The sequence below is a fragment of the Flavobacterium magnesitis genome, assembly GCF_041729735.1.
Lineage (GTDB): Bacteria > Bacteroidota > Bacteroidia > Flavobacteriales > Flavobacteriaceae > Flavobacterium > Flavobacterium magnesitis.
In genome coordinates, this window is the sequence record NZ_JBCFQK010000023.1 from 36,770 (window position 1) to 57,697 (window position 20,928).

25 protein-coding genes are annotated in these 20,928 nt (G+C 32.4%); 21 read left to right on the plus strand and 4 right to left on the minus strand.

Annotated features, from left to right (window positions below; all coding sequences use genetic code 11):
- Positions 1–76: 76 nt before the first annotated feature.
- Entirely contained in the window at positions 77–1,132 is a 1,056-nt protein-coding gene (locus tag AAGV33_RS13715; protein ID WP_373392670.1) for a sensor histidine kinase, read from the minus strand.
- 149 nt (positions 1,133–1,281) lie between these two features.
- Here AAGV33_RS13715 and AAGV33_RS13720 point away from each other — a divergent pair, with 149 nt between their 5' ends.
- Together AAGV33_RS13720 and AAGV33_RS13725 are read left to right on the plus strand one after the other, a co-directional pair.
- Complete coding sequence (locus AAGV33_RS13720) at positions 1,282–1,950, plus strand: SGNH/GDSL hydrolase family protein (protein ID WP_373392672.1); 669 nt, start codon at positions 1,282–1,284, stop codon at positions 1,948–1,950.
- Positions 1,937–2,923: an aldo/keto reductase gene (locus AAGV33_RS13725; RefSeq protein WP_373392674.1), complete on the plus strand. Its 987-nt coding sequence runs from the start codon at positions 1,937–1,939 to the stop codon at positions 2,921–2,923. Before AAGV33_RS13720 ends, AAGV33_RS13725 begins: the two co-directional genes overlap by 14 nt.
- A gap of 98 nt (positions 2,924–3,021) precedes the next feature.
- Here AAGV33_RS13725 and AAGV33_RS13730 read toward each other — a convergent pair whose 3' ends face one another.
- On the minus strand, positions 3,022–3,465 hold the full coding sequence (locus AAGV33_RS13730) for a hypothetical protein (protein ID WP_373392676.1): 444 nt from the start codon (positions 3,463–3,465) through the stop codon (positions 3,022–3,024).
- A 229-nt stretch (positions 3,466–3,694) separates the two neighbouring features.
- On the opposite strand from AAGV33_RS13730, the gene AAGV33_RS13735 reads away from it, so the two are divergent.
- The 6 genes from AAGV33_RS13735 to AAGV33_RS13760 all read left to right on the plus strand — a co-directional run bounded on the left by AAGV33_RS13735 (position 3,695) and on the right by AAGV33_RS13760 (position 8,540).
- Entirely contained in the window at positions 3,695–4,192 is a 498-nt protein-coding gene (locus AAGV33_RS13735) for a YdeI/OmpD-associated family protein (protein WP_373392678.1), read from the plus strand.
- Positions 4,193–4,345: 153 nt separating this feature from the next.
- Positions 4,346–4,960: a HEPN domain-containing protein gene (locus AAGV33_RS13740; protein WP_373392680.1), complete on the plus strand. Its 615-nt coding sequence runs from the start codon at positions 4,346–4,348 to the stop codon at positions 4,958–4,960.
- 14 nt (positions 4,961–4,974) lie between these two features.
- Positions 4,975–5,304 carry a YegP family protein gene (locus tag AAGV33_RS13745; RefSeq protein ID WP_373392682.1) on the plus strand — a complete coding sequence of 110 codons (330 nt, stop codon included), beginning with the start codon at positions 4,975–4,977 and terminating at the stop codon, positions 5,302–5,304.
- Positions 5,305–5,713: 409 nt separating this feature from the next.
- Complete coding sequence (gene rlmD, locus AAGV33_RS13750) at positions 5,714–7,126, plus strand: 23S rRNA (uracil(1939)-C(5))-methyltransferase RlmD (RefSeq protein ID WP_373392684.1); 1,413 nt, start codon at positions 5,714–5,716, stop codon at positions 7,124–7,126.
- An 87-nt stretch (positions 7,127–7,213) separates the two neighbouring features.
- Complete coding sequence (locus AAGV33_RS13755; RefSeq protein WP_373392686.1) at positions 7,214–7,738, plus strand: DUF6452 family protein; 525 nt, start codon at positions 7,214–7,216, stop codon at positions 7,736–7,738.
- Entirely contained in the window at positions 7,710–8,540 is an 831-nt protein-coding gene (locus AAGV33_RS13760) for a DUF6048 family protein (RefSeq protein ID WP_373392688.1), read from the plus strand. The genes AAGV33_RS13755 and AAGV33_RS13760 overlap by 29 nt, the downstream gene beginning before the upstream one ends.
- Positions 8,541–8,672: 132 nt before the next feature.
- Here the strand turns inward: AAGV33_RS13760 and AAGV33_RS13765 are convergent, their stop codons facing one another.
- Positions 8,673–8,909, minus strand: a complete 237-nt coding sequence (locus AAGV33_RS13765; RefSeq protein WP_373392690.1) for a hypothetical protein — start codon at positions 8,907–8,909, stop codon at positions 8,673–8,675.
- 59 nt (positions 8,910–8,968) lie between these two features.
- The gene (locus AAGV33_RS13770; RefSeq protein ID WP_373392692.1) at positions 8,969–10,135 is read right to left on the minus strand and encodes a THUMP domain-containing class I SAM-dependent RNA methyltransferase; all 1,167 of its coding nucleotides are present in this window, start codon (positions 10,133–10,135) and stop codon (positions 8,969–8,971) included.
- Positions 10,136–10,244: 109 nt separating this feature from the next.
- Between AAGV33_RS13770 and AAGV33_RS13775 the strand changes: the two genes are divergently transcribed.
- The 13 genes from AAGV33_RS13775 to AAGV33_RS13835 all read left to right on the plus strand — a co-directional run bounded on the left by AAGV33_RS13775 (position 10,245) and on the right by AAGV33_RS13835 (position 20,905).
- Complete coding sequence (locus AAGV33_RS13775) at positions 10,245–11,009, plus strand: class I SAM-dependent methyltransferase (protein WP_373392694.1); 765 nt, start codon at positions 10,245–10,247, stop codon at positions 11,007–11,009.
- Positions 11,009–11,704, plus strand: coding sequence for a ZIP family metal transporter (locus AAGV33_RS13780; protein ID WP_373392696.1), 696 nt, complete (start codon positions 11,009–11,011; stop codon positions 11,702–11,704). Before AAGV33_RS13775 ends, AAGV33_RS13780 begins: the two co-directional genes overlap by 1 nt.
- 371 nt (positions 11,705–12,075) lie before the next feature.
- Positions 12,076–12,933: a hypothetical protein gene (locus tag AAGV33_RS13785; protein WP_373392698.1), complete on the plus strand. Its 858-nt coding sequence runs from the start codon at positions 12,076–12,078 to the stop codon at positions 12,931–12,933.
- Complete coding sequence (locus tag AAGV33_RS13790) at positions 12,878–14,056, plus strand: ATP-dependent nuclease (RefSeq protein WP_373392700.1); 1,179 nt, start codon at positions 12,878–12,880, stop codon at positions 14,054–14,056. The genes AAGV33_RS13785 and AAGV33_RS13790 overlap by 56 nt, the downstream gene beginning before the upstream one ends.
- A 73-nt stretch (positions 14,057–14,129) precedes the next feature.
- A complete protein-coding gene (locus AAGV33_RS13795) occupies positions 14,130–14,471 on the plus strand; it encodes a hypothetical protein (RefSeq protein ID WP_373392702.1) in 342 nt (113 codons plus the stop codon).
- Positions 14,472–14,597: 126 nt separating this feature from the next.
- Entirely contained in the window at positions 14,598–15,413 is an 816-nt protein-coding gene (gene murQ, locus AAGV33_RS13800; protein WP_373392704.1) for an N-acetylmuramic acid 6-phosphate etherase, read from the plus strand.
- A 94-nt stretch (positions 15,414–15,507) separates the two neighbouring features.
- A complete protein-coding gene (locus AAGV33_RS13805) occupies positions 15,508–15,729 on the plus strand; it encodes a DUF6095 family protein (RefSeq protein WP_373392706.1) in 222 nt (73 codons plus the stop codon).
- Entirely contained in the window at positions 15,729–16,301 is a 573-nt protein-coding gene (locus AAGV33_RS13810) for a pentapeptide repeat-containing protein (protein ID WP_373392708.1), read from the plus strand. Before AAGV33_RS13805 ends, AAGV33_RS13810 begins: the two co-directional genes overlap by 1 nt.
- Positions 16,302–16,303: 2 nt before the next feature.
- Positions 16,304–16,879 (plus strand): DUF1572 family protein, encoded by a 576-nt coding sequence (locus AAGV33_RS13815; RefSeq protein WP_373392710.1) that lies wholly within the window; start codon positions 16,304–16,306, stop codon positions 16,877–16,879.
- Positions 16,880–16,980: 101 nt separating this feature from the next.
- The gene (locus AAGV33_RS13820; RefSeq protein ID WP_373392712.1) at positions 16,981–17,358 is read left to right on the plus strand and encodes a DNA topoisomerase IV; all 378 of its coding nucleotides are present in this window, start codon (positions 16,981–16,983) and stop codon (positions 17,356–17,358) included.
- A gap of 34 nt (positions 17,359–17,392) precedes the next feature.
- A complete protein-coding gene (locus AAGV33_RS13825) occupies positions 17,393–18,163 on the plus strand; it encodes a TerC family protein (RefSeq protein ID WP_373392714.1) in 771 nt (256 codons plus the stop codon).
- 154 nt (positions 18,164–18,317) lie between these two features.
- Entirely contained in the window at positions 18,318–20,252 is a 1,935-nt protein-coding gene (locus AAGV33_RS13830; RefSeq protein ID WP_373392716.1) for a DUF294 nucleotidyltransferase-like domain-containing protein, read from the plus strand.
- On the plus strand, positions 20,252–20,905 hold the full coding sequence (locus tag AAGV33_RS13835) for a 3'-5' exonuclease (protein WP_373392718.1): 654 nt from the start codon (positions 20,252–20,254) through the stop codon (positions 20,903–20,905). Before AAGV33_RS13830 ends, AAGV33_RS13835 begins: the two co-directional genes overlap by 1 nt.
- Positions 20,906–20,928 lie beyond the last annotated feature (23 nt).

A 20,928-nucleotide genomic window follows, 5' to 3' on the forward strand; every position in this document is an offset into this window, starting at 1 on the left:
TAAAGATTTTATTTATAAAAAAAAGGCAGGTTTTAATTCAAAAACCTGCCTTTTCTTATTTACAAAAACAATACAATCATTCGGTTATTGGAAAAACAATAGTAAAAGTTCCGCCTTTATTTTTCCCTTCGCTACTTGCAATTAACCTACCGTCATTTCTTTCAATAATTTGCTTGCACAAATACAAACCTATTCCAGTAGAATATTCTTCTAAAGTGCCTAATCTACTTCTTTCAGTAAATTTTTCGAATATTTTTTCACTGTCTTTCCCATCAAAACCAATTCCTTCGTCGATCACTTTGATATATACATTTTTCTTATCGTTGTAACTTTCCAATTGTATTTTAGCATCCGAAAAAGAAAACTTAATGGCATTGTTTACCAAATTAAAAAGGACTCGGGTCAATAATTCGGGATCAATTTTTAAATGCACTATTGCTATGTCTAGATTCTGGATTAGTTCAATTTTTTTAGCCACCAAATTTTGACTTAACTGATTCCTAACATTTTCAATTACTTCATCTAAATAAATGACTTTAATCTCTGAACTTGGTTGCAACATCTCATCCTGCTCTTTCAGCATTCTTATAAAATTTTCGATGTATCGAAATTGCTCTTTTGAGGAATGACTAATCAATTCAGCCAATTCTTTTACTTCATCTGATGGATTCGTTTCTAATATCATAATTGATAAAGATTGCGAATTTCCAGCAAAAGTTTTCAAATCATGCGAAAGCAAATAGATTAAATCCTCTTTGGCAGCAATAAACTTTTCGCTTTCTAAAATAGAATTTTGAATATTAGCTAATAACATTCCTGCTTCGTCCGAAAAATGAAGTGGTAGTTTTGTAACTGTCCTCTTTAATTTATAATCACTTAAAGCTTTAGAGGCGAGTTCTATGGGATGAATTAATTTATTCAAAACAGTCAATGTTAGTGCTGTAGCGATCAAAGTTATTATCAACGAAAAAATCAATAAACTGCAAGTTGAAAAATTTGCTTTTGCATAAACGACAAAAAATAAAATTCCGATTAACGGAATATGAATTCCTATAAAAGCAACAAAAAGGAATTTAAAAATATAACTGTCTTTCAAAAAACGAATTGAAGATAATTTTTCATACAATTTCATAAAAACTATATTAGGGGGTAAGCCAAATGTACGAAAAAGCTTTTTTTAGAACAAAGAAATTATACCTAAACAAAAAAACTTATAGACTAACTTCAATATTATTTTTATTAGTTTTGTTTCTAAGGTTTTTCGCCAATAAAAAAAAGTTTATGAAAGGAAGTATCCCAATGCAAGACTGGCCGTATTTACTAAAGTACCAAGAAGAAAATGCAACACTTCCGATTCCTAAACCTGATGAAAACAGAGTGGTGTTTTTAGGTGATTCGATAACCGAATTTTGGAGTAACAAACATTCTTTTTTCTCTGAAAACAAAACTTATATCAATCGGGGAATTAGTGGACAAACAACTCCACAAATGCTACTTCGTTTTAGAGCTGATGTGATTGAACTTAAACCTAAAATAGTAGTTATTCTTGCAGGAGGAAATGACATTGCAGGAAATACTGGAGTATCAGATACCAAAATGATTACCAATAACATTTTTTCAATGATAGAATTAGCGCAAGTACATCATATCAAAGTCATTCTTTGTTCGGTTTTACCCGCTAACTTTTTTTATTGGAATCCAAAAGAAAAACCAGCTGATAGAATCATCGAATTGAACGCTATGTTAAAAAAATATGCTATCTTGAATAAAATTCCGTTTGTAGATTATTATTCGAAAATGGTAGACGAACAAAAAGGTTTAAGAACAGCATTTTCTGAAGATCGTGTACATCCGAATACGGCGGGTTACCAAGTTATGAGTCCGCTAATTGAAGAAGCTATCCAACTAACAATAAATAATTATAAAAACATACAAGATGAACTATCGTAAACTAGGAAAAACAAACTTTGAAGTTTCAGAAATTGCACTGGGAACCTGGCAAGTAGGTGGAAAATGGGGTTCGCCATTTAATGATAAAACTGCCGATGAACTTTTAAACACAGCAATAGACAAAGGCATCAATTTTATTGACACTGCCGATGTATATGAAAATGGTTTAAGCGAAACTGCCGTAGGAAGAGTGGTTCGTTCCCGTTCGGAACGCATTTATGTCGCCACCAAATGTGGGCGTCACATCAATCCGCATGTTAATGAAGGCTACCAACCTCAAGTATTACAAAAATATATAGAAGACAGTTTAAAACGCCTGAAATTAGATACTATCGATTTAATTCAATTGCACTGTCCTCCTACTGAAGTTTTTTATCGTCCTGAAATTTTTGAACTTTTTGACAAATTAAAAAAAGAAGGTAAAATTCAGAATCTGGGAGTTAGTGTCGAAAAAGTGGAAGAAGGATTGAAAGCAATTGAATTTCCAAATGTAACTACAGTTCAAATTATATTCAATCTTTTTAGACAACGTCCTTCAGAATTATTCTTTAAAGAGGCTAAGAAAAAAAATGTCGGAATCATTGCTCGCGTTCCATTGGCTAGCGGATTGTTGACCGGGAAATTTTCTGAAAAATCTATTTTCGACAGTAAAGACCATCGTTTCTTTAATCGCGAAGGTGCTGCTTTTGATAAAGGCGAAACTTTCTCAGGAATCAATTACGAATTGGGTTTAATAGCAGTAAATAAGCTAAAAGAATTATTCCCTGAAGTTTTAAATTTGGCTCCTCTTGCGCTACAATGGATTTTAAGTTTTAACGAAGTAAGCTGTATTATTCCAGGTGCTTCTACCGAAAGTCACGTATTGTCTAATCTTTCTACTTTAGATTTGCCTTTATTAACTCCTGAAAAAATCGCCGCAATGAACGAAGTCTATGAACATTATATAAAAAAAGAAGTGCATCATTTATGGTAAAATTCTAATTTTCTAAAATTTAGCATCAATAATAAACTTCAGCACAGACAATCTAGAATGGTTTGTGTTGAAGTTTATAACATTACCTTTTTAAAATTTTATTTCTTTACTTCCTCAAAAATAAATTCAGGATTAGAATAATCAATAGGTTCCGTTTTTAAAAAAGAGGGAATTCCCATGTAAACTGAAATGATACCTTTACCTAACAGCCATTTATTCTCTCGTTTCAGCATAGCAACTGGATACCTTTTTAAAACGCCACCGCCATAAGAATGGTAATAAAAACTTCCTTTAAGTGTATCACCAGAAATAATTCCCCGAATCTCGCCAGAATCTTTTCTGGATCCACCATACATTATCTCATATTGACCAAAAAACCGATTATCCTCTAGCTTTGTATACCGAAGTAAAGCAGTGTCTTTGTCGTTTATAGCACGATAGGAAAATAAAGTTCCTTTCTCTTCACTTTTTCCACAACTAAAAATAATGGCACAAAAAACAATTAGTACACTAATTAACAGCACTCTATTTTTAGAAACCATAACCTTTTTTTTAAGACTTTCAAACAAAGATAAAACAGCATTTTAATTTATGACAATTCCGTTTGTCAAAACATTAAATAAAAGGATTATTTCGGCTTCTAAATGTATTTAATAAACATACTAAAACCACATTTTGCTCATTTTAGTAGAAGAGGAAACGAGGTTTTTTATTTGTAGTACTAAATTCCGTAGCAATTCTCTATTTTAGCAATAGTTAAACGCTTGGTTTATGACACAAGAAATATGTTATACTTTTTCGGCAACAATTGAAATTATAGGCATCAATCCGTTTGTTTTTGTACCTGATGAAATTTTAAAACACATTTTTGAAAAAGCTGGAAAATCCAAAGGACCTATTCCTATCAAAGGAACTGTTAATTCCATTCCCTACATCCAAACTTTAATGAAATTTAAAGGCGAATGGCGCTTGTACATCAATACTAAAATGCTTAAAAACTCTCCTAAAAGAATTGGAGAACAAATAGCAATAAGTATTGTTTATGATCCTGAAAAAAGAGAAATACCTATTCATCCCAAATTATCAGAAGCTTTAAACGAAAACGTAGCAGCAAATATGATTTTCCAAAATTTACGTCCTTCATTACAACATGAAATTGTCCGTTATATTGCCAATTTAAAAACGGAAGAAAGCATCAATAAAAATGTTTCAAAAGCGATTGCGTTTTTATTAGGAAAAGGAAAATTTGTGGGGAGAGAGAAGCCTTAATGTTTTTTTTGTAAGAATATTTTAATATATTTGAAAACAAATAAAGTGATATAAACATACATCAATCTATGCGAACAACTGTATAGTATGAAAGTTTGTTTCGCCTATAGACGAGTTAGTGGCAATTTATCAGAACCTCTTATTTATAAAACAATGATAGACGATATAATGTATATTTATGAGAAAAATTATGGCCGGACAAACAATTTGATTTCATTGTATTCGACAATTACATCTGGAAAAAAAGGAAGAAGACCAATCGAAAATTTAGATTTACTTAGAGCTACGGTTGTTATGCTTCATTCTACCCTTGAAGATTTTCTAAGAAATCTACAAAATTGGAAATTACCTAATTCAAGTAAAGAAAGACTAAATAAAATTCCGATTATAGCTGCTAATTACGATTCTAGAAAAACTAAATTTGAGCTTGGTGAATTGGTTGAACATAAAGGTAAAAGTATCGAAGAATTGATAAATTTATCTGTAAAAGAATATCTTAACTCTCAAAGTTACAATAACACAACCGATATTTCCAACGCATTAAAAGATATTAATATTATAAATAATGATAAAATCAAAAGCTATTATCCAGAGATTGATAAAATGATCAAAAGAAGACACAATATTGTCCATCAAGCCGACAGAGAATTTATTGTTGGCAGCACAGTCCATAAAGTCAAGCCTATCAATCTCGAACAAGTCAAAAAATGGCAGTCTTCTATTGACTTATTAGTACTAGAAATTGTAAAACAAATAAATTTAAATTGATTAATTTTGTAACCATGGGAAAATTTGCAATAACAAGAAGAAGTAATGGTGAATATCAATTCTCATTATCAGCAGCCAATGGCCAAAAAATATTAATGAGTGAAGGTTATACCACAAAACAGAGTTGTATAAACGGGATTGAATCTGTCAAATATAATGCAAATAATGATTCTCGTTTTGATAGAAAAACATCTACAAATGGAAAATACTATTTCAATTTAAAAGCTCAGAACGGACAAATAATTGGAACAAGTGAACTATATGAAAGTGTCGCCGCTAGAGAGAATGGAATATATTCTGTTCAAAAAAATTCGCAATCTAGCGAAGTAGTTGACTATTCATAAACTAGCATTACAGCGATTTGGCTCAATAGCTACACTGAATAAAAAACAAAATCCGATTTTCCGCTAAAAAATCGGATCTTAGCTAGAAATAATACATTTCATGCAGTCCCAACTGCGGCAAGCCACGGAACGTTGTACCAACCAAACCACCCAGATATATCATTACAAAGATTGCATGGAGTTGAATTCCGTACACGTAAAATTGGGCAATTTTAAAAACATATCGAGAACTTTTGTATAAACAGGAAGAGTTTTCGATACATTTTTCGCTACATTTCACTTCGCAAAAACACTCGAACTGACGGTTCAATAATTACTTCAAAAACAGAATAGCGATAAAATTCGCCACTTTTTAAAAATATTTCCCAATTTGAATTCATAAAAGGCAACAAACACTTATTTTTGCGCCATGGGTAGAAAAAATACAGACAAAGTTGTCTTTCATCAGATAAAAGTCCTTGATGCAGGTGCAAAAGGCGTTTCGGTAGCAAAGGCTCCCGATGGAAAAGTAGTGTTTATTCCGAATGTGGTTCCGGGTGATGTGGTTGATGTGCAAACTTTCAAAAAACGCAAGGCGTATTACGAAGGAAAAGCAGTGAAATTTCATGAATTTTCAGAGCATCGTGTTGATCCTATTTGCGATCATTTTGGAGTTTGTGGTGGTTGCAAATGGCAAAACATGAACTACGACCAACAGTTGTTTTACAAACAAAATGAGGTAAAAAATCACTTGCAACGCATTGGAAAAATTGAACTTCCTGAATTCGAGCCCATTTTAGGTTCGGAGAAAAAGTTTTTCTACAGAAATAAAATGGAATTTTCGTTTTCTAACAGCCGTTGGTTAACCGAAGCTGAAATTGGAAGCGATGAAGATTTAGGAAATAGAAATGCCCTTGGTTTTCATATTCCAAAAATGTGGGACAAAATCCTGGATATTCAAAAATGTCATTTACAAGAAGATCCTTCAAACGCTATTAGAAATGAAGTTCGTGATTTTGCCAACGCCAATAACTTAACTTTTTTCAATCCGAGAGAGCATTCTGGTTTATTGAGAACTTTAATGTTACGTACTGCTTCTACTGGCGAAATCATGCTTTTGATTCAATTTTTCGAAAATGATAAAGCCAGCAGAGAATTATTATTAGATCATCTTTATGCCAAATTCCCTCAAATTACTTCGTTGCAATATGTGGTGAACAATAAGGCAAATGATACGCTTTACGACCAGGACATCAAATTGTACAAAGGACGTGATTACATTTTGGAGGAAATGGAAGGTTTGAAATTTAGCATCAATGCCAAATCGTTTTACCAAACCAACTCCGATCAAGCTTACGAATTATACAAAATAACGAGAGATTTTGCTGGATTAACAGGAAATGAAATTGTTTATGATTTATATACTGGAACTGGAACTATTGCGCAGTTTGTTTCTAAAAAAGCAAAAAAAGTAATTGGTGTCGAAAGTGTTCCAGATGCTATTAAAGACGCTAAGGCAAATGCCGAACGCAATAACATTGACAATTGTGAGTTCTTTGTAGGAGACATGAAAGTGGTTTTTAACGACGCTTTTATAGCTCAACACGGACAACCAGACGTAATTATCACTGATCCACCACGAGACGGAATGCACAAAGACGTAATTGAACAAATTATGAAAATTGCTCCTGAAAAAGTAGTGTATGTAAGTTGTAATTCGGCTACACAGGCTCGTGATTTGGCTTTAATGGACGAAAAATACAAAGTAACTAAAGTACGTCCTGTAGATATGTTTCCGCAAACGCATCACGTGGAAAATGTAGTGCTTTTAGAAAGAAGATAATTAGTCCTTAGTACCTAGTACTTAGTTTTTTTTATAAATACACTAAGGACTAGGGACTAATAACTAGGGACTAAAGACTAAAAAAATATGAAAAAAACGATACTGCTTTTATTGATACTCTCTTTCTCCTTCTCCGGTTGTGAGAAAGACGATATCTGTGATGCTAATACAATCACTACGCCTCGATTAGTGATTACATTTTATGATTTCAACAATTCTTCTGTAGAAAAAAATGCAACAAATTTAACTATTATTGCTGACGGAATGGAAGAAGCAGTTAGTTTCAACGGAAGCACATTAATAAACGGAACTACAGTTTCTATTCCCCTAAAACCAACTGAAGACACCACTACTTTTCGTTTTATCTTGAATTTTGGCAGTACGAATGCTGCTTCATTACCCAACGAAGATATTATTGAATTCAATTACAGCAGACAAAATATTTTTGTTTCCCGTGCTTGCGGATTTAAAACGAATTATACCTTAGACCCCATTACTCCATTTGTACATTCAGACGCGGAAGCCGCTGATAGCAAATGGATGCGACATGTTGCAGTTAAAAACTATATTATAGCTAACGAAAATGAAACACACCTTGAAATCTATTTTTAGTAGCTTACTTCTTTTGACATTGTTTTTTGCAAATGCTCAAGACATTCAAACTCCTGCGGAAAAACCAAAAGATACCATTACAACTAGTATTGTGGCTAAAAAAGCCGTTGTAGCTAAACAACCAAAGGTAGATCCAAAAACAGATTCTATTGCTGTACCCATAAAAACCAATCGTTATGGTGTGCGTGTAGGTATTGATTTGTATAAATTAAGCCGAAGCATTTATGATAAAGATTACAAAGGACTGGAACTGGTAGGTGATTATCGATTGGATAAAAAACGTTATGCAGCCGTAGAAGTAGGAAACGAAAATAAAACAACTGATGATTCCCGTTTGAATTTCACAACCAAAGGTTCATACATAAAAGCAGGTTTTGACTACAACGCTTACGAAAACTGGCTTGATATGGAAAACATTATTTCGATAGGTTTGCGTTACGGTTTTAGTACTTTTAACCAAGAACTGAATAACTATAAAATTTACAATTCTAATCCGTATTTTGGAGAAGTTCCGCCTATTGCTGAAAGTAGAAAATTCAATGGTTTAACAGCAAGTTGGATCGAAGTAGTAGCAGGAATGAAAGCCAAAGTATTCAACAATGTCTTTCTAGGATTCAGCCTTCGTTTTAACCGATTAATTACCAACAAACAACCTGATAATTTCGAAAATTTATATATTCCTGGTTTCAACCGAACCTATAATGGTGATTTTGGTGTTGGTTTTAACTACACCGTAACTTATTTTGTTCCTATTTTCAAAAAGAAAGTCCTTCCTGTGGAAACAAAAACAAAGAAAAAATAAGCAGATTTCAGAATGCAGAAAGCAGATTTGACATCAACAAAAAAAACCGCAAATTCATTGATTTAATAAATGAATTTGCGGTTTTTTATTTCTAAATTCTGCTGACTAATTACTGCTCTCTGAACACTAATTTCACCCTATTTCTTTCACATTTTTAGAAAAAACCCATTTCATATATAATTTTTCTCCGTCATTGGTTTTTACTGCTTGGAATTTTGGAGATAAAAATGTTCCAATTACAAAAGCAATAAACGGAACCCAAAAACCAGTCAACTCAGTGTAACGTTCTACTAAAAAACGTGCTAAAATAAACAAACAGGCAAAACAACCCAATTGATATAAAAATGCTCTTAATTGTAATTTACTCATGGTATTCTATTTTTAATTCTACTTTATTTTTTTCTGAAATCTAAATTCTGTCTTCTGGATTATTCTTTCTCCACCTGAAATTTCGTTCTTTTACTTCCTTCGTACATTTCGTATTTTACCAAACGAGCTTCAAGTCCGGCGTTGAACAATTTGATTTTTCTTGATGGTCTCAAACCTACAAACTTCAACGCTTCTAAATTTCCTGTAATAAACCAGGCATTTGTTCCCGGATAACTTTTCTTCAAAGTATCGCCAATATTTTTATAGAATTCTTCCATGTGAATATCCAAACGCTCATCATAAGGCGGATTAAACACAATGTGCAATTTTCCTTCCGAAGTTTTTTCGCTATCGAAGAAATTATCTTCGGTAATTGTTACGTATTCTTCTAAATTAGCATTCCTGATGTTGTCTTTGGCTTTACTAACTGCACTCGGCGCTTTGTCATAGCCTTTTATCGTATGATGAAACTCACGTACTTTCCCTAATAAACTATCGGTGATTTTGTCAAACAAATCATTATCCCAGTCTTTCCATTTTTCGAAAGCAAATTCTTTACGATTGATGTTGGCTGGAATATTACAAGCAATCATAGCTGCTTCGGCAAGAAAAGTTCCTGAACCACACATTGGATCCAAGAAATCCGTTTGTCCGTCCCAACCCGATAGCAACAAAATTCCTGCTGCCAAAACTTCGTTTATAGGAGCAATATTAGTTGCCGTTCTATACCCACGTTGATTCAGCGCATTTCCTGAAGTATCTAATGCCACCGAAACCTGGTCTTTATCAATATGAATGTTAATTCGTAAATCAGGATGAATTTTATCCACACTTGGACGTTGTCCTGTTCTTTCTCTAAATTGATCCACAATAGCATCTTTACATTTTTGAGAAACAAACTCCGAATGATTAAAATATTCCGAATGTACGGTGGCATCAATCACAAAAGTCTGATTGGCATTGATAAACTTAGACCAGTTCACTCCCGTAACGCCTTTGTACAAAGCTTTTTCATTATTTGCTCTAAAAGAATAAATAGGTTTTAAGATTTTTAATGCGGTACGCAAAGACAAATTGGCTTTGTACATAAAACCCTTATCACCTTTAAAACTTACCATTCTTACGCCCTGCTCTACATCCTGCGCTCCTAAATTTTTCAATTCGGTTGCTAATATCTCTTCAAAACCAAAAAAGGTTTTGGCTATCATCTTAAAATTTTCTTCCATTTCTCTTTTAAATTCCAATAATTAAATTCCAAATTCCAAACAACCTGAAATAGTATATTTCCGCAAAAATACACTAAATTTGCGGGATAGAATTAATCGAAAAGAATAAATGTCCGAAGCACAAAAAACAACGCATACAAATCAAGACCAACAAAATGAAACTTGGTTCAGCTCTTGGTTTGATACTCCCTATTATCACATTCTCTACAAAGAACGAAATGACAAAGAAGCACAGCTTTTCATGGATAATTTAACTCATTATTTAAACCTTCCTGAAAAAGCAAAAGTATTGGATTTAGCCTGTGGCAAAGGACGTCACGCTATTTATTTAAACCAATTAGGGTTTGATGTCATTGGTGCTGATTTATCTGAAAACAGTATTGCTGAAGCCAGCAAAAATTCGAATGAAAGCCTGCATTTCAAGGTACACGACATGCGCGAGCCATTTGAAGAAAAATACGATGCTATTTTTAATTTGTTTACCAGTTTTGGTTATTTCGAAAATGACGATGACAATTTAACTACTTTAAAAGCCATCAAAAACAGTTTATCTGACTATGGTTTTGCCGTAATTGACTTTATGAATGTCAATCAGGTAATTGAAACATTAGTTCCAGAAGAAGTAAAATCCGTAGACGGAATCGATTTCCATCTGAAACGTTATGTTGCCGATGGTCATATTTTTAAAGAAATTGATTTTGAAGATAAAGGTCATAAATATCTTTTTACCGAAAAAGTAAAAGCCTTGACTTTACAAGATTTTGAATCCATGATGGAAGAAGCAGGTATTTATTTATTAGACATTTTTGGAGACTATAAGTTGAAAAAATTTCATAAAACCGAAAGCGAACGACTCATCCTTATTTTTAAATAATGAATTACCTTTTACCATTACTTTCTGTACTTTTAGGGTATATTATTGCATTGGTTTTAAAACCAAAAAACAAAAGTAATCTAAAGCTACTATTGGCTTTTAGTGGTTCGTTTTTGCTTTCTTTGACGGTAATGCACTTATTACCTGAAATCTATGAGAGTCATGAGCACGTTATTGGTGGAAGTCACAATCACAATACGGGGATTTTTATCATGCTTGGAATTTTGTTCCAAATTATCTTAGAATTTTTCTCTAAAGGTGCTGAACACGGACACGTTCACGGACATCCAAATATGTCTCACATTCCGTGGTTGTTGTTCATCAGTCTTTGTATTCACGCCTTTTTGGAAGGATTTCCTGTGGGACACAATCATGATAATTTAGCGCTGGGAATTGCTATTCATCACCTTCCTATTGCAATTATTTTGACTACTTTTTTCATCAATTCCCATCTAAACAAGAAAGCTATCTTTGCTTTCATGCTTACTTTTGCTTTGATGACACCACTAGGAACATTCGCCTCTGATTATCTTACAGTATTAAATCAATACCATAAAGAAATTACGGCTGTAGTTATCGGGATATTATTTCATATTTCTTCGACTATTATTTTCGAAAGTAGCGAAGGACACAAATTTAATATCGCTAAAGTTTCGATGATTGTTTTAGGAATTGTTTTGGCTTATTTTTTATAATTTGGGCATGACCTCGTCTCGTCAAAAAAAGACGACGAGGTCGGGCTATCCGTTTTAATCTTTTTATTTTTAAAGAAAAAATAAAAAGGATTTCTACTTCTATCCCTCACGCAAACCGTACTCTCTACAAATTCATTTTTACAATTGAAACTCCCGAAAGTTACACTCCTCTAAGTACGAAAAGTTCTAAATTAACAAATTGCTTTTTTTCAATTTGTAGTGATTTATTTATATATTTGATTTAAAATAAAGTATCGTAGTAATCATAAATAACTATTCAAAAATGAGTGGTTTTGTGTGATTTCACCATATATATATATATATATGTATTCTAATTATCAAGCACTTAAACACAGAAACGTAAATATAATATGAAAATAACCTTACTCGATAAATACAAATCTTTACACCCCTTTGAAAGTGATGAATTGGATTCACTAACAGTAATCACAGGAAAAAATGGGAGTGGTAAATCACAATTATTAAATTTAATATTCAGCAAGTTTAAAGTTGTGCCTGAAGTTGCCAGTATTAGGTTAAATATTTTTCCTGAAATGGAAAATATTCAGTTCGAAGGCATTATTAAGGATAATCTTCAAAACATCTCCTATGAAGAATGGAAATCTATAATCAAAAAGCTATTAGAAAGCTTTAAAAAATTAACTGACAATAATATCAAAATAATAAAATATATTATTGACAAAAATTTACCATATAAAATTAATGGTTCATTCACGGGAAAAAGACTATCAAATGACCCTGAATATTTGGAACTTTTGAAAATTAATATTTCAGAAGTTTTAAATATAAGTATTGAGACTATAAAAGATACTAAAGCACTTGATGAAAGAAAAGTACTTCGTCAAATATATAATAACCAAACTCTTAAACTTTTTCTTTTCTTATCTCACCTTAGCGAAAAGACTGGAAAACCAATGGAATCTTTCACTGAATTAGATTTTTTCAATTCTCCAATTGATGAAAGTCTAATTGATGAAAATGAACTTTTTAGTTCTAAAATAGAATATATATTTTATAATTACGCAAAAAGAAGAGATATAAATCGTAAAAATTGGTTTTATAAAAATGAAGATGGCGAAGAAAATAATTCTGTATCCGACGATGAATTTATCATACAATTCACACCACCTTGGAAACTTATAAATGATATACTTGAAACCAATAAACTTGATTTTTATTTTAAAGGTATTGAAAAAAAAAAAATTTAGTACAGATGTTGTTATTGATTTCAAACTTTTAAAAAAATCTACCTCCGAAGAAATTCCTTTTAACGATTTATCTTCAGGCGAAAAAGTTATTATTGGTTTAATCCTAAAACTATTTACATCAGAGTATTATGGTACTAACTTAAAATTTCCCGATTTGATTTTATTAGATGAACCTGATGCTCATCTACATCCAGAAATGTCCAATCTTCTTATTAATGTTTTAGAAAATACATTTGTTTCAAACTTTGGCATAAAAGTAATTTTCACAACTCATAGTCCTTCAACAATAGCTTTATTGAATGAAAATAACATTTATCAAATTACAAATGGTAAAGATACTTCGTTAAAAAAAATATCTAAAGATGATGCTTTAAAAATTTTGACAAGCTTCATTCCTACATTGAATATTGATTATAAAAATCACAAACAAGTATTTGTAGAAAGTCCTACTGATAGATTCTATTATCAAATTATCTTTGATAAAATATCTCAACAAAAAGTATTTCCTTTCAAACTTTATTTCATTTCTAATGGTTATGGAAAAGGTAGTAGTTCTCAAGTTATTGAAACAGTAGAGGCAATCAGAAAATCGGAAAACAAATCATTTTTTGGTATCGTAGATTGGGACAAAACAAACATAGATAATGAATACATAAAAGTTCACGGTGAAGATGTTAGGTATAGTATTGAAAATTATGTTTATGATCCAATATATTTGATAATACAACTGATGGAGTTAAAAGCTCATAACGTACACGAAGAAATTGGAGTAACTGAAATTTATAATCAATACGAATTAGGGCATAATAAAGATTTAGCTGAAAAAGGGATTGCTTGGTTTTTTGAAAAATTCTACAATAAATTTCCTATGAGTGAGCCTTTAAAAAAAAATAAAAGAATTGTAAAATTTTTCAACGGTATGGATTTTAATATTCCTATTTGGTATCTTGAATTTCAAGGACACGATTTAGAATTAAAATTAAAAACAGTTTTTCCTGCTTTAGAAAAATATCGAAATGAAGGCGAACTGCAAAAGAATCTGAGTATAATATCCGCAAAATGCTTTCCATTTATACACCATGATACCATTCAAGTCTTTGAAAAAATAATAAACATCGGCTAACACTTCCGATAGCACAGATTTACAAAACAAATCTGTTGCACGAAAGGGAACTTAAATTACAGGAATTAAAAAAATGGGAATAATTAAAATTATTGGTGCTGTCTTAGTTACTATTTTGGGATTAATTCTCCTAATTCTTGGACTAATAAAGCTAATGACATTCCTTGCTGACAAAAGTGCAGAAAAAAAAGGACGTAAATATTGTAATGATAGAGGTTATGAATTCAAGAAAATTGAAGCTTATCCTAACCATTATGGATTGTTTTTAAAAAAGGACAATATGCATATATACGCCAGTTTTCATTATGAAAGAGATGGTTCCTTTACTTGGATTAAAGGTTCACCTGAGGACAAGATAGAAGCCAGATTGGCAAAGAAATCTGAAAAGAACAAAAAAACAAAAGCACAACAGTAGTTAAGCCGCATTAAATAGACGGTCTATTATTAACGTTCAAAAAAACAAAATACAACAAAATCCGCCTACCATTCTTGCTGAAAACTTAGTACCTTTGGCACTTTGCAACTCAGAAACTCAAAAAAAATGACCTTCATAAAAACCACCGAACAATCCTCAAAATACGAGCATTTAGAAAAAATGTCAGTTGCTGACTTGCTTTCGAACATCAACAACGAAGACAAAACTGTTCCGCTTGCTGTTGAAAAAGCCTTGCCTCAAATTGAAAATTTAGTAACTCAAATTGTTGCTAAAATGAAACTGGGCGGACGTTTATTTTACATAGGCGCTGGAACTTCGGGACGTTTGGGAGTAGTCGATGCTTCTGAATGTCCGCCTACTTTTGGGGTTCCTTTTGATTTGGTCGTGGGAATCATTGCGGGTGGCGACAAAGCAATTCGTAAAGCGGTAGAAAATGCCGAAGACAATGCAACGCAAGCCTGGATTGATTTACAGGAATTCAATATCAACGAGAATGATGTAGTTATTGGAATTGCGGCTTCGGGAACAACGCCTTATGTAATTGGGGGTTTAGAAACTTGCAATAAAAACAATATTATTACAGGAAGTATTTCTTGCAATGCTGGAAGTCCGCTTTCGCAAACAGCACAATTCCCTATTGATGTGGTGGTTGGACCTGAATTTGTTACCGGAAGTTCCAGAATGAAAGCTGGAACGGCTCAAAAGTTAGTACTAAATATGATTTCGACTGCTACGATGATTCAATTAGGAAAAGTAAAAGGCAACAAAATGGTCGATATGCAATTGAGTAACAATAAACTCGTTGACCGCGGAACTAAAATGATTATGGGCGAAATTCCTGTTAGCTACGAAGAAGCAGCTCAATTGTTGAAAGAGCATGGAAGCGTACGCAAAGCAGTTGATTACTTTAATTCTAAGTGATAAGTTATAGTTAAGTTTGGGGCACAGCACTTCTAACCTCTAACTTCTAACCTCTAACTTCTAACTTCCATCTTCTAACTTCTAACTTTTCAAAATGGCAACAAACAAAGAATTATTATCCAAAGGAGTTCGATATTTAACAGGCGCTTTGCCTTTGCTATTCATTGGTCCATCATTGATTTACAATGCTTTTATGAACCAACAAAATGTATGGCATTACCTTGTTCTAGGAATTGGAATCATTGCTTGTTTGGGATCAATGTACTTGATTTTTTTAGGATTGAAAACAATGATGAAAGCTTTATTTAACGACTAATGGAAGACTTAATTCACATCCAGAAAACATTTGATAAAGTAGTTTTCATCGACAAAAAAGTAAGTAATAGAGAATTTGAAGATTGCGTTTTTAAAAACTGCGATTTCTCCAATAGTGATTTTTCGAATAATACTTTTATGGATTGCGAGTTTATCAACTGCAATCTTTCGATGACAACGCTAGGCGGAACAAGTTTAAAAACAGTTCATTTTTCGAATTGTAAACTATTAGGAATCCATTTTAACAATTGCGCCGATTTTATGTTTGCCGTAAGTTTTAATGATTGCATTTTAGATTATGCTTCTTTTTCGAATAAAAAAATGCCCAAAACTAAGTTCAATTCCTGTTCGATGAAAGAAGTGACTTTCATTGGAACAAACCTTTCCAATTCGGTTTTTGATAATTGCAATTTAGACAATGCCGTTTTTAATGATACGCAATTGAAAGAAGTAAATTTCCTGACGGCTTACAATTATAAAATTGATCCTGAATTCAATCCGATGCGAAAAGCCAAATTTTCAATGCAGGGAATTCCGGGACTTTTAGACAAATACGATATTAAAATTCAATAAAGATGGACATAGCCGAACTTTATTTTTTAAGCCTAAAAAAACAATTGCTTTATTACAAAACAATTGGCGAAAAAGCGATGCAGCAATTAGAGCCTGAACAACTTTTTATGGCTACCAATGATGACTCAAATAGCATAGCAGCAATTGTAAAACATCTTTCGGGAAATATGACATCTCGTTGGACTGATTTTTTAACCACTGATGGGGAAAAAGAATGGCGCAATAGAGATGCTGAATTTGAAAATGATTTAATAACTTCAGAAGATTTATTCGTGATTTGGAATAAAGGTTGGGATTGTTTTTTTGATGCTATTGAATCCTTAAAACCGGAAGATCTTTCAAAAATTATTTATATTAGAAATGAAGGACAAACGGCTCTAGATGCTATAAACAGGCAACTGGCACATTATCCATATCACATAGGTCAAATTGTATTTTATGCTAAGCAATTAAAAAATTCTAGTTGGGATAGTTTGTCTATTCCTAAAAATAAATCTAATAATTATAATTCGGAAAAATTTGCTCAAGATAAGAGCTTTAAGCATTTTACCGATGATGAACTCGAAAGATTAAAGTAAACATTATAAACTAGCCCTGATAGCAGTGGAAATCCTTTTTATCCTGATTTTTTTCAGGATAAAAAGATTGAAACGAATAGCAGGATTAAGCTCCAAAAAACATGAAAAAACTAATTTTGCTATCGCTGCTTCTTATTTTAGCTTCTTGCTATAATGCCGAACACAATTGTAAAGACTTCAAAACTGGAAAATTCAAATTTGAACACGAAGTAGATGGCGTAAAAAAAGTAACTCTTTTTGAACGCAATGATAGCATCGAAATTGAAACATTTGAAGGAAAAACCGATACGGCTTCGGTTCGTTGGGTAAATGATTGCGAATATATCTTGAAAAAACTACATCCAAAGAATATGGCCGAAGAAAAATCGATTGGTATGAAAATATTAACTACTTCTGGGAATTCGTATACGTTTGAATTTGGAATCATTGGTTCTGACCAAAAACAAAAAGGAACTGTAACTAAACTTGGTGAACTCTAAATTCTAATTATTCTTTAATTTTCAACCCAATATTATGGAAGTATTTTTAAATGCTGATGCTTGGATTGCGCTGTTAACTCTAACTTTTCTTGAAATTATTTTAGGAATCGATAATATCATTTTTATATCTATAGCTACAGGAAAGTTACCTAAAGAAAGTCGTAAGAAAGCCACTAAAATTGGTATGTTCTTAGCAATGTTTATGCGTATTCTTCTTCTTTTGGGAATATCTCACTTAATTGCTATGAAAGCACCTTGGTTTACCATTGATTTTAGTTGGATAAACGCCCAAGTTTCTGGACAAAGTATCATTTTGTTATTAGGTGGATTATTCTTAATCTATAAAAGCACCACCGAAATTAGAGAAAAAGTTGACCACAAAGGCGAGGAAGAAAAAGAAGCAAGCAAAACAGTTACAAAATCTTTCAGCAGCGTTATTGTACAAATTATCCTGATTGACTTAGTGTTTTCTTTTGATAGTATTTTAACTGCAGTGGGGATGACTAATGGTGTTCCTGGTGCATTATACATTATGATTACAGCAGTAGTTATTTCTATTTTAATTATGATGCAATTTGCTGTTCCTGTAGGTACTTTTGTAAACAAAAATCCTTCTATTCAAATTTTAGGTTTGTCATTTTTAATCTTAATTGGTTTGATGCTAATTACCGAAAGTGCTCACCTATCTAATGCTTTAGTTTTTGGTAGTCATGTTACTCCAATTCCAAAAGGCTATTTGTATTTTGCCATATCTTTTTCGCTTATGGTAGAAGTTTTGAACATGAAAATGTCAAAAAAGAAATAAATCCAACAAATTTTACTATAAAGAAGCTCCTTAATGGGGGCTTTTTTTTGATTATAAAACATAAAAATTAATACATTAGCATACGATATAAAAATCAGTACAAATTTTTATTTTCAATAATAACAACCAAACCCTAGCCATAAAATAAATTCTAATGAAAAATACCATTTCGCAAAGAGTAGCCGATTTTTTAAAAAACTTCCCTCCTTTCAGCTTTTTAGACCAACACGATATTGAAGTCCTTTCGGAGCAAGTTTCAATTATATACAAAGACAAAGGAGTTGTGATTTTTACCGAAAATGAAGAAACTCACGACTCCTTTTATGTGGTGCATAAAGGTGCAATAGAACTCCGTAAAAAAGAGCATAATGATATTCTGGATATGTGCGATGAAGGTGATATATTTGGTTTACGACCATTAATTGCACACGAAAACTATAAAATGGAAGCCACAACTCACGAAGAAACCATTTTATATGCCATTCCCATTGCTATTTTCAAACCTTATGCAATAAAAAATCCTGATGTTGGGAGTTTTATCATAGACAGTTTTGCTTCAAATACGCAGAATCCTTTTTCTAAAAGTCATAGCGATAAATTGTACGGAGACGTTTTTAATGGAGAAAATATTGGAGAAGTTATCGATACCGACAATAAAATTCTGGACTTACAGCCTATTAAATACTCTAAAAAAATAATTACTTGTTCGCGTGCAGCAACTGCTAAAGAAATTGCTGTGACAATGACTAAGAAAAATATTGGTGCCATGCTCGTGGTCGAAGATATGTTACCAATAGGAATTATTACCGACAAAGATTTAAGAAATAAAATTGTAACCGGAGAATATTCTATCAACACCACGGCTGATGTAATTATGAATTCGCCTGTAATTACTTATTCTAAAAAAATGACGATTACACAAGCGCAAATGGCAATGATGAAAAGCAACATCAGCCACTTGTGCCTTACTAAAGATGGAACAGCCAATACAAAAGCAGTAGGAATTCTATCCAAACATGATTTGATGGTAGCCTTAGGAAATAATCCTGCGGTACTGATAAAAGCTTTAAAAAGGGTTAAAAAAGCCAAAGCAATCAAACCGATTCGAGCCAAAATAATGCAACTCTTACAAGGATATTTAGATCAAAACATCCCAATAACATTAACATCTAAAATCATTACCGAACTAAACGATGCTTGTATCAAAAGAGTTATAGAATTGTCATTAGCTAAAATGAGAACTCCACCGCCTGTTCGATTTTCCTGGCTAGCTTTAGGAAGTCAAGGTCGTAGTGAACAATTATTACATACCGATCAGGACAATGCGCTGATTTATGAAGATGTTCCCGAAGAATTACAAGAAAAAACAAGCAAGTATTTTCTAGAATTAGCAGCAATAGTGAACAAAGGTCTTTTTGAAATTGGTTACGAATATTGTCCTGCCGAAATGATGGCCTCCAACCCAAAATGGTGTTTGAGTTTAAACCAATGGAAAGAATTAGTTCACGACTGGATTAGCAAACCTGGAAAAGATGAAGTATTACTCTCTTTTATCTTTTTTGATTATAGTTTGTCTTATGGAGACCGGGAACTGGCTAATGAACTAGCTGATTATATTTTTGGCGATATTGATGCTAATCCTATTTTCTATGTTCATTTGGTTAGTGGTGCTTTACAAAGTCCATCGCCAACAGGATTTTTCAGGCAATTTCTAGTTGAACAAGATGGCGCTCACAAAGATTTCTTTGATATTAAAAGACGCGCTTTAATGCCATTAGCCGATGCTGCCCGAGTTTTAATCTTATCGCATTCAGTAAAAGGAATTAGTAATACGCCCGAACGTTTTGAAAAACTAGCCGAACTCGAGCCTCAAAATAAAGAATTGTATTTGTCTTGTGCATATTCATACAAAGCATTACTGAAATTCCGAACCAAACAAGGACTTTTACACCATGATTCGGGGCAATTTATCGAATTAGAGGCGCTTTCGAAATTAGAAAAAGTAAAACTAAAAGGTGCTTTTAAAACTATAAAAGAATTACAAGAAGTTATTTCGATGCGTTTTAATCCTGGAAAAATCACAATATAATGACGCTAAAAGAAAAAATTATTGAGTCGCTCCAAATTTTAGGCATTCTGAAAGAACCCATTGACGAAAAATTAAATCGTCCTATAGAATCGGAACGTTTTGTTGTTTTAGATACTGAAACTACTGGTTTTGATTATGCAAATGACCGAATTCTTTGTATTGGCGCCATTACTTTGCAAAACGGAACAATCAATTTACAAAATGCTTTTGAACATTATATGGATCAGGAACATTTTGATAAATCCAGCGTACAAATTCATGGTATCATCAGAAGTGATGTTTTGGATCACAAATCGGAACTTCAAGTATTACAATTGTTTTTAGATTATTTAGGCGATTCGATTATTGTTGCTCATCATACAAAATTTGACATGACAATGATTAATAATGCTTTGGTTAGAAACGGATTAGCTAAAATTACAAACAGAACTTTGGATACCGCTACTTTATACAAAAAAACATTAATAAAATCGAATTTACTGCAACATAAGGATCATTACACCTTGGACGATCTAGCCGATAAATTTGATATTTCTAAAAAAGACAGACATACCGCCATAGGAGATGCTTACATTACCGCTATCGCTTTTCTTAAAATATTAAAAAAGTTAAGAGAAAAAGATGCTCTTATGCTGTATCATCTCTTTAGATAAAAGTCAAAAAAAAGCTTCCACCA

What these genes read in the sequence shown, in the direction of transcription:
- AAGV33_RS13715 (WP_373392670.1), bottom strand. Translation starts at nt 1,132, where the DNA reads ATGAAATTGTATGAAAAATTATCTTCAATTCGTTTTTTGAAAGACAGT.
- AAGV33_RS13720 (WP_373392672.1), top strand. Translation starts at nt 1,282, where the DNA reads ATGAAAGGAAGTATCCCAATGCAAGACTGGCCGTATTTACTAAAGTAC.
- AAGV33_RS13725 (WP_373392674.1), top strand. Translation starts at nt 1,937, where the DNA reads ATGAACTATCGTAAACTAGGAAAAACAAACTTTGAAGTTTCAGAAATT.
- AAGV33_RS13730 (WP_373392676.1), bottom strand. Translation starts at nt 3,465, where the DNA reads ATGGTTTCTAAAAATAGAGTGCTGTTAATTAGTGTACTAATTGTTTTT.
- AAGV33_RS13735 (WP_373392678.1), top strand. Translation starts at nt 3,695, where the DNA reads ATGACACAAGAAATATGTTATACTTTTTCGGCAACAATTGAAATTATA.
- AAGV33_RS13740 (WP_373392680.1), top strand. Translation starts at nt 4,346, where the DNA reads ATGATAGACGATATAATGTATATTTATGAGAAAAATTATGGCCGGACA.
- AAGV33_RS13745 (WP_373392682.1), top strand. Translation starts at nt 4,975, where the DNA reads ATGGGAAAATTTGCAATAACAAGAAGAAGTAATGGTGAATATCAATTC.
- rlmD (WP_373392684.1), top strand. Translation starts at nt 5,714, where the DNA reads ATGGGTAGAAAAAATACAGACAAAGTTGTCTTTCATCAGATAAAAGTC.
- AAGV33_RS13755 (WP_373392686.1), top strand. Translation starts at nt 7,214, where the DNA reads ATGAAAAAAACGATACTGCTTTTATTGATACTCTCTTTCTCCTTCTCC.
- AAGV33_RS13760 (WP_373392688.1), top strand. Translation starts at nt 7,710, where the DNA reads ATGAAACACACCTTGAAATCTATTTTTAGTAGCTTACTTCTTTTGACA.
- AAGV33_RS13765 (WP_373392690.1), bottom strand. Translation starts at nt 8,909, where the DNA reads ATGAGTAAATTACAATTAAGAGCATTTTTATATCAATTGGGTTGTTTT.
- AAGV33_RS13770 (WP_373392692.1), bottom strand. Translation starts at nt 10,135, where the DNA reads ATGGAAGAAAATTTTAAGATGATAGCCAAAACCTTTTTTGGTTTTGAA.
- AAGV33_RS13775 (WP_373392694.1), top strand. Translation starts at nt 10,245, where the DNA reads ATGTCCGAAGCACAAAAAACAACGCATACAAATCAAGACCAACAAAAT.
- AAGV33_RS13780 (WP_373392696.1), top strand. Translation starts at nt 11,009, where the DNA reads ATGAATTACCTTTTACCATTACTTTCTGTACTTTTAGGGTATATTATT.
- AAGV33_RS13785 (WP_373392698.1), top strand. Translation starts at nt 12,076, where the DNA reads ATGAAAATAACCTTACTCGATAAATACAAATCTTTACACCCCTTTGAA.
- AAGV33_RS13795 (WP_373392702.1), top strand. Translation starts at nt 14,130, where the DNA reads ATGGGAATAATTAAAATTATTGGTGCTGTCTTAGTTACTATTTTGGGA.
- murQ (WP_373392704.1), top strand. Translation starts at nt 14,598, where the DNA reads ATGACCTTCATAAAAACCACCGAACAATCCTCAAAATACGAGCATTTA.
- AAGV33_RS13805 (WP_373392706.1), top strand. Translation starts at nt 15,508, where the DNA reads ATGGCAACAAACAAAGAATTATTATCCAAAGGAGTTCGATATTTAACA.
- AAGV33_RS13810 (WP_373392708.1), top strand. Translation starts at nt 15,729, where the DNA reads ATGGAAGACTTAATTCACATCCAGAAAACATTTGATAAAGTAGTTTTC.
- AAGV33_RS13815 (WP_373392710.1), top strand. Translation starts at nt 16,304, where the DNA reads ATGGACATAGCCGAACTTTATTTTTTAAGCCTAAAAAAACAATTGCTT.
- AAGV33_RS13820 (WP_373392712.1), top strand. Translation starts at nt 16,981, where the DNA reads ATGAAAAAACTAATTTTGCTATCGCTGCTTCTTATTTTAGCTTCTTGC.
- AAGV33_RS13825 (WP_373392714.1), top strand. Translation starts at nt 17,393, where the DNA reads ATGGAAGTATTTTTAAATGCTGATGCTTGGATTGCGCTGTTAACTCTA.
- AAGV33_RS13830 (WP_373392716.1), top strand. Translation starts at nt 18,318, where the DNA reads ATGAAAAATACCATTTCGCAAAGAGTAGCCGATTTTTTAAAAAACTTC.
- AAGV33_RS13835 (WP_373392718.1), top strand. Translation starts at nt 20,252, where the DNA reads ATGACGCTAAAAGAAAAAATTATTGAGTCGCTCCAAATTTTAGGCATT.